Source organism: Tenacibaculum sp. 47A_GOM-205m, from assembly GCF_000518405.1.
Taxonomy (GTDB): Bacteria; Bacteroidota; Bacteroidia; order Flavobacteriales; family Flavobacteriaceae; genus Polaribacter; species Polaribacter lutimaris.
In genome coordinates this window covers 397,005-408,639 of record NZ_KI912431.1, presented here as the reverse complement: position 1 = coordinate 408,639, position 11,635 = coordinate 397,005, and the positions used below count along the sequence as shown (strand labels likewise).

The following is an 11,635-nucleotide window of genomic DNA, read 5'->3' as shown; positions in this document are numbered from 1 at the left end:
CGTTGCCAACAATTATGAAAAACGCACTTCTAATAACATTTCTATTCGGGTTTTTGACCTGTTATTCTCAAAATAAATCCGAACTGATTATTGGAAAGTGGAAGTTTGAAAAAAAAGTTGACTTAAGAACAACCCAAGAAAAAATAGCGGACAAAATTAATGAGCCACAAATCATTGAATCTGACGAAGAATCAGATACATTTTTGACATTTAATAAAACTGACAATTATTATAATGAAAAAGAGTTCGGAAAATGGGAAATCAAAAAAGATTCTTTATTAATTTATCGAAAAGTTTCAAAAGATAAGGAACATCTTGACAAAAAAATAAGAGATAAGTACTTAAAAGACAAATTCCTTATCCTAAAAAAAGACGGAATATACTTTTCTAAGCCATATTCCTTGAAAATAAAATACTTATCGAAAGAAAAGTTAGAGTTTGGGACTGAAAAAAGATTTACGATATGGAAAAGAATAAAATAACTGTTGGCAACACCGTATATAAAAAATTGCTAGTTTTGGCTTAACCAATGTAAGTTGCTTTGTTTGCTAGCTTCTGATTTTCCTTCGGAAAATCCTCGCACACAAACACGCAACTTTTCATATACAAACCCGTTGTGCACAACCCGAATGAAACATTGTCAGATAATAACATCAACAACTTTTGCATCACAAGATATATTTGAAAAAATTCTTGAAGAAACATTTAATTTAACGAAAGTTTCAATTCAACTTCTAATTAAAAACAAATTTATAAACGAATCTAATTCTGATTTAGCAATTAAAATTAATAGATATTTTCAAAAAGGCAAAGTATTGCCAGACCAAATAATTATAGAATTAATAAAAGAAAAACTACCAAAAATTGAAAATGGTATTTTGATTCAAGGTTATCCAAGAACGAAAAAACAACTCAACTTACTAACCGAATTACTAAAAAAACACGGTTTTGAAATTGATCGATTGTGGATTTTGGAATTACAAAACTTAGACAAATTAATTTCAGAATATGAGAATGAGAATCTTACTAATCAAATCATTGAAAAATTTAAGTTAACGATAAATCAAAATAGAAAAATTGAGAAGTTAATTGGTAATTCTAAAATCACTTCTAAGATTAATTTTGATTATCCGATAAATTGGAAAACTGAAAAAATTAAAGCAGAAATAATGGCAATGCACAACACCGGCTAAACTTCATGCGGGTTCTGTGCTTTCTCAAAAGTTTGTGTATATTTACTAAGTCGCCAAATCTTGTTGATTTGGCTTTGTGAAATCAAAAGAAACAAATCCAAACAAAAAGCTTCGGCTTAGTCCGTGTTCGAAAATCTTGGCGATTTCCTTCCCGCACTAAGCCTAGCCAAAAACGTTGCCACACATTTGAGAAATCGTGCTAAACGACAAACATTAAAATTGAAAAACAAAAATATGAATAAGAAATTACACCTAATTTTACTGCTGATTTTGCCGATTACAATGTTCGGACAATTATCCGAATCACTCAACGAAATGAAAGCTGATAAAAACGCTGAATATGAAAAATATGAGCCTTTACTTTTTAAAGCAACTGAATATATATTTGACAATCCTGTAAACGTAAAATCAAAGGAATTTATTTCTGCTACCCAAATTGTCGGATTTTGGATGAATAAAGATACTGGAATGGGCATTCCAACGTTTGGGAATTTTTTCACTTTTCTGACCAATGAGAATAAACAACAATTTTTATACACAGTTGCGATGATTAATTATGGTTTAAACCAAAAAATCAATCACGACCGAATTTTGACTTGTAAAAAAATTGATGGACAAAAATTCAGCGAACAAGAAGATGTTAGAGAAGTCCAACTCGGTGGAGCGAAAATTTTGCTGGAATATATCGGAAATAAAAAAAATAACGTTCCAATTAATTCAAAGACAAAAAAGTATGTGAAATCATATAAAAAAGGGAAATTGGACGAAATGTTTTTTGACTAATAAATCGGAATAAAAAAACGTGTGGCAACACCGTATAAAATTAATTGCTAGTGCAAGCCTACTTACGAAAATCCTCGCAGATTTTCTATTCGGTTTTTATTTGCTAAATTACGTGCTAAACCACGCAACTAATCTTATACAAACACGTTGTGGTTAATTTGAAAAAATGACAATAGAAGAACTAAAATCGAATATAAAATGGTGGGAATCTAAAAGATGGATTTATAATGTCGCTGTTGGACTTTTCGGAATTTTTGCTATTTATGATGGACTTTCAAGAGGAGAATACTTTTGGACTTTAGACGACACAATCGGAATTATAGTTTGGGGAATTGGAGCAAATATTTTTTACTCATTAGGAATCTTATTAGAATTATTTGATTGGTATTATCTAAAAAATAAAGTCGGAATTCAAAAACTGCGAATAATATTCTTCATAATCGGACTTTTATTTAGTTGCTTCTGGACTTTATGGTGTGGTTGGCTCTACTTTGCAAAACCTTATTTATGGTAAAAAAAATCATTTTTCTATTTGTGATTTTGACAATAATCAGCTGCAAAAAAGAAAAAGTTGATGGAATTATTATTGGCGACACTTTGTTTGTTCATCAATCTTTGTCGGAAAACATAAAAATGGAAAGTTTGATTAACCACGCTCTGAAAAAAGATAAAAACGCAATCATTGGAATAAAAAAATTTACGAATGGTGGAGCAGCAAGTTCTTATGATTTGGGTTACGTTTTAACCCAAATAATTTATCGAATTGGTGAAAACGAATTTGCAAATATTTTAAGAGAAATACCAAAATCGGAACTAAATGGATTTGAAGGACTAATAGCTGTTGGACTTGAATATGGAGACAATGACTACGATGGAAAAATGGACAATAAAAGAATGGAAACGGAATTTCCAAAACTAACTGAAATACTGAATGAGTAAAAAACTAACCACAACACCGGCTATAGTTCATTGCTTCTGACTTTCCTTTCGGAAAGTCCTGGCAAATTTGCTATCTTCGGTTTACAGCGAAAAATCCTCGCGGATTTTCACGCAACGAAACCATAGCCAAACACGTTGGCAAACATTTGACCAAACCAAAAACTGAAAGAAAAAATTGAAAGCTGAATTTATTTACCAACCTACTTCTGGAGAGTATGAGGAGAAAACTTTTGACTTAAATACAGTTTGGAAAAGTCAAATTTGGAGTTGGACAAAATTCACAACAAAAGACGGAATTGAATGGATTGGTGCTTTTCGTGGAGAACCAAAAAAAACTGCAATAGCGGAAAAAATAAATCAAGTTGCAGTTTTGACAAGTGATGGACTTTATATATTGGATATTGATAAAAAAGAAACTCTATTTTTTGACCAACAAACTGAATTTAGAGAATTAGCTGAATCACCAACGAAAGACCAATTCATTATTGCGGATTATGACCAAATTGGAATAATTGACAAAGATTTCAAAACAAATTATATAAATCTCGATTTCGAAATTGACAATATTGTGTTTAGAAATTATATTGGAACGAAATTGAGAATTAATTTTGAGAAACTACCTGATTATGAAATTATAGAAGGAGTTTTGAATACTGAAAACTGGAAAATTGAAACGGAATAAAAACGATTTGCCAACAATGTGTAAAGTTTATTGCTTGAGTGTTTTCCATCTGAAACATTATTGGCTATAAATTGTTGATCCTTTTTTTACTAACTTTATAGATAATAATCGCAACAAACCTTACACAAAACCGTTAGCAAATATTTGAGAAAATCACGTAATAGAATGAACAAACTAAAAAGAAATACAATTTTAATTTTAATAACCTATGTAGTAGGAATTGTGATTCGTAGTATAACATTCAATTTTTGGGATACTAATTTGGATTTGATTTATCAAATTGGAAAATATTTAGGAAATACATTAATGGTAATTTCGATAATTTGGTCTGTATTGAATGCTATAAACTTGATAAGAACAAAAGACATTGAAAACGGAATTATCAAGTTTATATGGTTATTCATAAATTTGATACCGATTATATTTTTATTATTTGCTTTGATTTTTCAAGATTAACCTAATATTAAAAAGTTGGAATCGCTTGAAATTTTACTTGGAAATTTACATAAAATCAGAAAACCTAAATTGCGGAATTGAGTAGAAAGTGAAAAATATAAATTTCTGAATTATTAGCCAAACGCGGAATTTCCGAATTTAATAAATAACAAGTTCAAAATAAAAAACATTTGCTAACACCGTATAAAAATAATTGTGATTTAGTGCATAATCAAAGGGCGTTGCGTGTTTGTTACGTCTGATTTTCCTTCGGAAAATCCTCGCATACAAACCCGCAACTATTCTTATACATAAACGTTGTAGCACATTTGAGAAATGACTAACGAAATTCCAAAATATATTGGAGACCTATTAGAAAGGTATGAAAAAGGAGAACGTGATTTTCCGAATTGCGACTTTGAAAAACACGAGAACCTACAACATCTGACTTTGGATAACTCAAATCTTGAAGGGACAATATTTTTTAGTGCAGACTTTACTGGAACTAGTTTTCGGAATTGTAATTTAAAAAAATGCGGATTTAAATGCTGTAAATTTGAAAGTGTTGACTTTACAAATGCTGATTTAAGTGGTAGCCTTTTAAGTGGAGCTGAATTTATTGATTGTGAATTTTCGAATACTAAATTTGATGGAGCTGATTGGTATGGACATACCCTTACCACAGAAGAATTTATGAATAATTTAATAAAATAAAAACGTGCTACAACACCGGCTATAGTTCATTGCTTCTGACTTTCCTCTCGGAAAGTCCTCGCAAATTTGCTATCTTCGGTGCACGGCGGAAAATCCTCGCGGATTTTCACGCAACGAAACCATAGCCAAAACCGTTGTGCAACATTTGAAATGATATTCGAAATTGGAAAATACCGAGTTGAAATAATAAACGAATCTGACTTTAATCCAGACTCAAAAGATAACTCGTTTGATTACATAAAAGAATATTTGCCTGAACCTGAATATAACCTACCTACTAAATTCGGAATTAGAATATTTGAAAACGGAATTGAATTAAACAGTGCGATTATTGGAGCTGAAGGCGGAGCAATTGAATTACACAAAACATCCCAAATTATTGAATCTAATCGAATTTTAATATGTAGTTGTGATTCAGTCTTCTGTTTGGACTTCCCTACTCTTAATTTGAATTGGAAAACAAAAGTGGATACGGCAACTGCATTTGAAATTTTCAAAATAGAAAATGGTTTTATCATTCACGGAGAATTAGAAATAACACGGATTGATAATGATGGAAAAGTAATATGGCAAAACGGTGGAGCTGATATTTTTGTCTCACAAAATGGAAATGATGACTTTGAAGTTAAAAACAATTTTGTGAAAGCAACTGATTGGAACAATCGAATTTATAAATGGAATTTAAACGGAATAGAAATTGAATAAAAAACATTGCACAACAAAGTATAACCGCAATTACGGCGGATTCGACTTCGTCCGAATCCACTCGGTAATTACTAATGCTAGTTCTTAAACAAAATATGCAACTTTAATCCCGTAACAACAGTTATACAAATACGTTACCAAACATTTGACCAAACCAATGAAAAAAGGAATTTTAATAACAATAACTGGGATTGTAATTATCGGAATTACTTATTTCGGAATTGAAATGTTTGACTTTGCAAAAGGAGTAAAAGAAGACGCAAAAAAAAGCGAAATTGAATTTCAACAAAATCCTATTATAAAACTTACGGAATTTAAAAACGGACGTTGGATAAGCACAGTTGATTCTCTTGCCGGAATTGAAATTAAAAACGGAAAATGGATTATGTTTTACAAAGGAATGGAAACTGACTCTTCCGATGTTTACGATTTTAAAATACGAAGAGAATACATAAAGGAATTGGAAACTGAACATAAACCTTTCGAATATCTAACGATAACGAATGATTCTGACACTCTAGAATATTCTATACTTGAATACAGTAGTGAATTATTAAGTTTAAGTTATATGCCGAGAGGAAACACTCTGAATTATGAACCTGAAAAATAAAAACGTTTGGTAACACCGTGTAAAAAACATTGCTTATTTTAGTTCGATCGTTTGGTCGTTGCTCTTTTGCTAGCTTCTGATTTTCCTGCGGAAAATCCTCGCATACAAAACCGCAACGTTCCTTATACATAAACGTTACCTACAATTATGAAAAACATTCCGTTACTGATTTTAACATTGATTTTAATTTCAAGTTGTGATTCAAAACAAACTTCATCGGAGTTGGAAAAATTGACCGAAAAAATAAAAGATAAAGAAAATCAGATATCCGAATTACAAACTCAAATTGAGAATTTAGAAAAAAGTAAAATATCATCTGAAAACAACCAGACTTCTGACTATTATCGATTCGTACAAACTTCGGAATCTGAAATAAATGTTTCAGAAAAATTAAAAAGTGGAGAACGGAAATTGATTGACAAAAAGGATTTTAAAGACACTTTAGACATTTCAGACAATTTTTTCGTTTATAAACACACATCTGAAATCACTCAAACGTCTGAATCGGAATTTGAATCAGTTTTGCGTGATTTTGACCAAGTCAAATCGGAATATGGAAAGGACTTTTTTGTGAGAGTAATGACCTTTTACAATGGACAAAGTTTACCTCTAGAAACCGAAAATTCAAAAACCGATATTCATATTTTAATTCAACCGACTGAATTGGGCTATGAAAATAAAACATTCGTAATTTCGGATTTTTATGATATTGATATAAAAACGCTTGAGAAAAAAGAAAATAGTGTCGAACTGACTTTTGAACACGGAAAATTCCCAAGAAAAAAAGAACAGATAATAATAAGACCTGAATTAGTAAAATTCAAGAAAAATCAAATTGCTAATATCGACAATAACTTCAAAGATTTTCTAGTGCAATTTAATAAGGATTCAATATTTCAAATAAGTAGAGTAAAGTTACCAATGACAGTTGAATTTGCTGATTGGGAAAAGGACTATGAATATTCAAAAGAAGTTATAAATCATCAAAATTATCGAAAGTTAAATTTGGTGGAAGATCCTAGTTCGAATCCAGAATATGAACAATTTATTAAAATAAATGGACTTAAAGCAATAATCGAATATCGCGGAATCGAAAATGGAATCAGTGCCGAATATTACTTTGAAAAAATAGATGGAAAGTGGACTTTGATAACCTGGGTAAATTCATCGACATAATAACTGTAGGTAACAACGGCTATAGTTCATTACGGCTGAAATTCCTAATCGGAATTTCGAGCCTTTTTACTAAATTTATAGTTACGGCGTAATGATACTCGCCTACCATTCCGTAACGAAACCATAGCCAAAACCGTTGTGTGCAATTTAACAAAACCAATGAAACATTTTTTAATCTTAATTCTTTTAACTTTTGGAGCTTGTAATTCCAAAAAGGATAATGCGGTTTCAAAAATCAAAAAACCAAATCCAGAGAAAGTAATTCAGAAAAAATTAAGCGGAAAAGAAGTCATTTCTGAATTGGAAAAATTAGGATATTTCAATCTGACCTGCGAATCTGAATTAGATACAGTTAAAGCTAACTTTGAAAAAGCGTATACGGACTTGAACTTTTTTCAAGGACCAATGCGAGGAGAAACACTAAATTTCATGGACAATCGCTATCATTCGGTAGATTGTGAGGAACTTTTTGAGGTTGGAGGATTAACAGAATATTTGGCTCAAGTCAAACAGACCTTTGACAAACTTAGACTTGAATTAAAATTCGCGAACGAAAAAAACCAACAAGACCAAAATAGTTGGAAACATTCAATTGAGCTAAACGGAATTGAATATATAGCGTTTGACGGACAATTTTCTGACTTGAATTGGGGGATTGCCTATGTGAATTTTATAGAAATGTTGAACGCTGAATTAAGAAGACAAAATTCGGACGAACAATTTTATCCAATAAATTGTGGAAATGACGGAATGTTCGTCTTACTAACACCAAAACAATTGGACTTTGTAAATCAGAACTATCCAATTGACAATGAACATCCGACAACAATGAGTAACTGGAAAAGTAAAAACGGAATATAAAAAACTGTATACAACAACGTGTCCTATGAAAAGTGCTAGTCCAGTTTTTCAAAGTCACTATTTCTTTTTCTGAAGAAAATAAAAAACTGCGCCACCTAAGAAATACAGAAATACATCTATAAAATCAGCAGTGTATCTTGGATGAAACTTAGGTAATAAATACTCAAAAAAAACTCCGTAGAAAACACAGATATAAATAATTACGCCAATTGGTATTGTATAACTTTTATCTCTCCTACTCCACCGTAAAATAAAAAGGCAAACCGTTAGTACAATAGGGAGTATTAAAAAATCATTTATATAATTATTAACGATTTTAGGTAACGCTATTTTTAATTGCTGAGCAGTATAAATAAAACTTCCTAAAGCAACTGAAATAAAGAAATAATATAAAAGTATCCTTTTTTGCATATGCTCCTACCCTGCTGCTACCATTGCTATAAACCATGCAATTAAAGCTCCTATAGCACTTACTAATAAATATGCTGAATATAAAATCCAACCGACAACACGGTACAACCAAAACGGATGCTTTTTTAAGCGTTCTGCTAAGTTCGGATTTGCTATTTCATGCTTTACTTTTTTAAGCTCTTCCTCTTTATATGCTGCTACTTTTTGTTCTTGTTTTTTTTCAAAAGAAATTAGCGTATTACAATTTTTACAGTAATCGCTATTCTTATTAAAAACCCCACAATTTGGGCATTTAACGTTTCTAGTAATTGCCATTTTCTTGTTCTTTAAAGCTGTATTTATTTTTCTTTTTATACGGACGGATAATCAACCTTGTTTCACGATCAAAACGAATGTAATTATACACCCAGTTCATAAACACTACTGCTTTATTTCTAAATCCTATAAGTGAAAACAAATGCACAAACATCCATACAAACCAAGCGAAAACTCCTTGAAACTTCCATTTAGGTAAATCAACAACGGCTTTATTTCTTCCAATAGTAGCCATTGATCCTTTATCTTTATACTTAAAAGGCTTTTGTTTTTTCTTCTTTAATTTTGCTACGATATTTTTGCCCAATAATCTTCCTTGTTGAATTGCAGGCTGCGCCATCATAGGGTGACCTCTTTCATAGTCTTTGGTTTCCATACACGCAACATCTCCTACAGCATATATATTTTCATAACCGATTACTTTATTGAATTCATCTACTTTAAACCTATTAGCTCTTTCAACTACACATTCTTCAGTTAAACCATTAACAACAGCTCCTTTTACTCCTGCTGCCCAAATAACGGTTTGTGCTTTAAAATGGTCTTCTCCATTCGTTGTTACAGTTTCTCCGTCATAATCTAATACTCGTAAATTTTTCCAAACATCAACCCCTAGTTTTATTAAAAAATCTTCTGATTTTTCTGAAGAAGCTTCGCTCATTCCTTTTAATAACTCTCCTGAACTTTGAATGATATTAATTTTCATTTCTCTAATATCTAAGTCTGGGTAATCTTTAGGAAGAATTCCTTTTTTCATTTCTGCTAATGCTCCTGCTAACTCTACCCCTGTTGGTCCTCCTCCAACAATAACAAAGTTCATTAACGCTCTTCGTTTTTCTAAATCGGTAACTAATAATGCCTCTTCAAAGTTTTCTAAAACCAAACTACGAATATTTAATGCTTGTGGAACCGATTTCATTTCCATCGCATACTTTTGAATATTGGTATTTCCAAAGAAATTTGTAGTAGATCCTGTGGCTATAATTAATTCATCATAGTCTAAGTTTCCTATCGTAGTTTCTATATATTTTTTCTCTACATGTACTTGAGTAACTTTTGCTAACCTAAAGAAGAAATTTTCTACATCGTTAAATCTTTTTCTTAATGGAAATGCTATACTATCAGGCTCCAATCCTCCTGTGGCTACTTGATATAGTAAAGGTTGAAATGTATGGTAATTGTGTTTATCGATTAAAACAACTTGTAATTCTTGATTTTCTAATGCTCTTGCAGCTGCCAATCCTGCGAATCCACCTCCTACAATAATAACTCGAGGAAAACTCGTTTGAGGTATGTTCATTATTAATTAGGGTTTTATAAGTAATTAGCAAATTTAACTAAAAGAGAAAGGAGTTTCTTAAAAATTATTTTTTAGTTTTACATTTCATCCCTTAAATTCATTAACCTAATAAAATAATTACTATGTTCAATTTTTTTAAGAAAAAAAAGGTAAAAGATTTAGTTATTGAATGCGATACGGATGTTATTCATATTAACAATAAGCCCTTAACCTTTCCTACAAATTACAGTACCTTAACTCAAGTATTAGGTAAACCAAGTAGAGAGTTAAAAAAGAGTAACGACTATATGATTTGGGATAAATATGGTGTTTTTTGTGGGTATACCGATAGAGATAATATTTTATCTATAAATATTTATCAGAATAAAGAAGATAGAAGCGAATATAATACGAAAAAACAGTTTAAAGGAAAACTTATTTTAAACAACGAAGAAATTACCAACAATGAGTTTGGTAAAATTCCTTTAGGCAAAGTTGCTATTCACAGACTTGGTAGAGAAAGTGATACCCGTTTTGGATTTAGCCTTGGTGTTAATAGAGATTATAAAGACTCATAATTCTAGCTTTATTTGCTGTAGTGTTTTGTTTGTTGTTATGAGTTTATCAATTATTATTTTTCTTAAAACATCAATATCCTCTTCGTAATAACGTGCCCACTTATACTCTTTAAATAAGGTTTGAATTTGTTTTAAGCGTTGATGTGCAAATTCTGAAGTCATCAAGAATTCTTTACTCCCTTCTTTAGTTCGTATTCTTTTGATGCTAGCTTTACGTTCTTGATAGTTTACCTCTATATAAAACACTTTATCAGTACTGTTTAGCGGATAAAAGCTTGACCAATTTGCATAGCCCACATAATATTGTTGATTTTTATAATGGTCTATTCCTTGAATTTTCCATCGGCAGTTGGCAACTCTACCCCAGTGATTTGAATAACGAAAAACACCTTCTTCAGTATAATAATAGTAGCTTCCTGATTTGCTTTGAAAGTGCGCTTTCATCTCCTCAAAAAAATCGATGTTTTGCATTTCAAACTCACAATAGGTATTTCTGTAAAAATTAAACTTATGATACTTCATTTAATTTCCAAAAGCTGTTAGCACTACTTTTCTTCTTCCTCCATAATTTCTATGCTCTCCTAAGTACACTCCTTGCCAAGTTCCTAAATTGAGCTTGCCATTGGTAATCGGAATCTGTACCTGACACCCTAGCATAGAACTTTTAATGTGCGCAGGCATATCATCTGCTCCTTCATAATCATGCTTGTAATATGGCATATTTTCAGGAATCATTTTGTTGATATGCGTCTCGAAATCCATTCGAACAGTCGGATCAGCATTTTCATTAATTGTTAAACTTGCCGATGTGTGTTTTATAAACACCTGAAACTGCCCTACCTTAATGTTTTTAAGTTCTGGGAATTCTTCTAATAAAACATCAGTAATTAAATGGTAGCCTCTGTTAAATGCTGGTAATTGAATTTCTTTTTGGTAAAATTGCATGCCGCAAAT

The 11,635-nt window shown here is 31.1% G+C and carries 18 protein-coding genes; 13 read left to right on the top strand and 5 right to left on the bottom strand.

Features of this window, described 5'->3' with window-relative positions:
* The 12 genes from N534_RS0114150 to N534_RS0114095 form a co-directional block, all read left to right on the top strand.
* A partial coding sequence (locus N534_RS0114150; RefSeq protein ID WP_028892735.1) for a hypothetical protein occupies window positions 1-482 on the top strand: 482 nt, incomplete at its 5' end.
* A 147-nt stretch (window positions 483-629) separates the two neighbouring features.
* Entirely contained in the window at window positions 630-1,193 is a 564-nt protein-coding gene (locus N534_RS0114145; protein ID WP_028893099.1) for a nucleoside monophosphate kinase, read from the top strand.
* A gap of 234 nt (window positions 1,194-1,427) precedes the next feature.
* Window positions 1,428-1,976, top strand: coding sequence for a hypothetical protein (locus tag N534_RS0114140; protein ID WP_156025643.1), 549 nt, complete (start codon window positions 1,428-1,430; stop codon window positions 1,974-1,976).
* A 166-nt stretch (window positions 1,977-2,142) separates the two neighbouring features.
* Window positions 2,143-2,490 carry a hypothetical protein gene (locus N534_RS14910; protein ID WP_051435944.1) on the top strand — a complete coding sequence of 116 codons (348 nt, stop codon included), beginning with the start codon at window positions 2,143-2,145 and terminating at the stop codon, window positions 2,488-2,490.
* Window positions 2,484-2,915 carry a hypothetical protein gene (locus N534_RS0114130; RefSeq protein WP_028893097.1) on the top strand — a complete coding sequence of 144 codons (432 nt, stop codon included), beginning with the start codon at window positions 2,484-2,486 and terminating at the stop codon, window positions 2,913-2,915. Before N534_RS14910 ends, N534_RS0114130 begins: the two co-directional genes overlap by 7 nt.
* 175 nt (window positions 2,916-3,090) lie before the next feature.
* Complete coding sequence (locus N534_RS14905) at window positions 3,091-3,597, top strand: hypothetical protein (RefSeq protein WP_051435943.1); 507 nt, start codon at window positions 3,091-3,093, stop codon at window positions 3,595-3,597.
* 165 nt (window positions 3,598-3,762) lie between these two features.
* On the top strand, window positions 3,763-4,053 hold the full coding sequence (locus tag N534_RS0114120; RefSeq protein WP_028893096.1) for a hypothetical protein: 291 nt from the start codon (window positions 3,763-3,765) through the stop codon (window positions 4,051-4,053).
* Between the two features lie 315 nt (window positions 4,054-4,368).
* Complete coding sequence (locus N534_RS0114115) at window positions 4,369-4,746, top strand: pentapeptide repeat-containing protein (protein ID WP_028893095.1); 378 nt, start codon at window positions 4,369-4,371, stop codon at window positions 4,744-4,746.
* Window positions 4,747-4,896: 150 nt separating this feature from the next.
* A complete protein-coding gene (locus N534_RS0114110; RefSeq protein WP_028893094.1) occupies window positions 4,897-5,451 on the top strand; it encodes a hypothetical protein in 555 nt (184 codons plus the stop codon).
* 145 nt (window positions 5,452-5,596) lie between these two features.
* Window positions 5,597-6,061, top strand: coding sequence for a hypothetical protein (locus N534_RS0114105; protein WP_156025641.1), 465 nt, complete (start codon window positions 5,597-5,599; stop codon window positions 6,059-6,061).
* A 147-nt stretch (window positions 6,062-6,208) separates the two neighbouring features.
* The gene (locus N534_RS0114100) at window positions 6,209-7,237 is read left to right on the top strand and encodes a DUF4348 domain-containing protein (protein ID WP_038006158.1); all 1,029 of its coding nucleotides are present in this window, start codon (window positions 6,209-6,211) and stop codon (window positions 7,235-7,237) included.
* 159 nt (window positions 7,238-7,396) lie between these two features.
* Window positions 7,397-8,098: a hypothetical protein gene (locus N534_RS0114095; RefSeq protein ID WP_028893091.1), complete on the top strand. Its 702-nt coding sequence runs from the start codon at window positions 7,397-7,399 to the stop codon at window positions 8,096-8,098.
* Window positions 8,099-8,155: 57 nt separating this feature from the next.
* On the opposite strand, the gene N534_RS0114090 is transcribed toward N534_RS0114095, so the two are convergent.
* The 3 genes from N534_RS0114090 to N534_RS0114080 are packed head-to-tail and all read right to left on the bottom strand — an operon-like array spanning window position 8,156 to window position 10,124.
* On the bottom strand, window positions 8,156-8,509 hold the full coding sequence (locus N534_RS0114090; RefSeq protein WP_038006153.1) for a hypothetical protein: 354 nt from the start codon (window positions 8,507-8,509) through the stop codon (window positions 8,156-8,158).
* A 6-nt stretch (window positions 8,510-8,515) separates the two neighbouring features.
* Window positions 8,516-8,824: a hypothetical protein gene (locus tag N534_RS0114085; protein ID WP_028893089.1), complete on the bottom strand. Its 309-nt coding sequence runs from the start codon at window positions 8,822-8,824 to the stop codon at window positions 8,516-8,518.
* Window positions 8,811-10,124: an NAD(P)/FAD-dependent oxidoreductase gene (locus N534_RS0114080; RefSeq protein ID WP_028893088.1), complete on the bottom strand. Its 1,314-nt coding sequence runs from the start codon at window positions 10,122-10,124 to the stop codon at window positions 8,811-8,813. Before N534_RS0114080 ends, N534_RS0114085 begins: the two co-directional genes overlap by 14 nt.
* A gap of 122 nt (window positions 10,125-10,246) precedes the next feature.
* Between N534_RS0114080 and N534_RS0114075 the strand changes: the two genes are divergently transcribed.
* Window positions 10,247-10,681: a hypothetical protein gene (locus N534_RS0114075; protein ID WP_028893087.1), complete on the top strand. Its 435-nt coding sequence runs from the start codon at window positions 10,247-10,249 to the stop codon at window positions 10,679-10,681.
* Here the strand turns inward: N534_RS0114075 and N534_RS0114070 are convergent.
* Together N534_RS0114070 and N534_RS0114065 are read right to left on the bottom strand one after the other, a co-directional pair.
* On the bottom strand, window positions 10,676-11,203 hold the full coding sequence (locus tag N534_RS0114070; RefSeq protein ID WP_028893086.1) for a hypothetical protein: 528 nt from the start codon (window positions 11,201-11,203) through the stop codon (window positions 10,676-10,678). The two genes, N534_RS0114075 and N534_RS0114070, sit on opposite strands and share 6 nt — an antisense overlap.
* Window positions 11,204-11,626 carry a secondary thiamine-phosphate synthase enzyme YjbQ gene (locus tag N534_RS0114065; RefSeq protein ID WP_028893085.1) on the bottom strand — a complete coding sequence of 141 codons (423 nt, stop codon included), beginning with the start codon at window positions 11,624-11,626 and terminating at the stop codon, window positions 11,204-11,206.
* Window positions 11,627-11,635 lie beyond the last annotated feature (9 nt).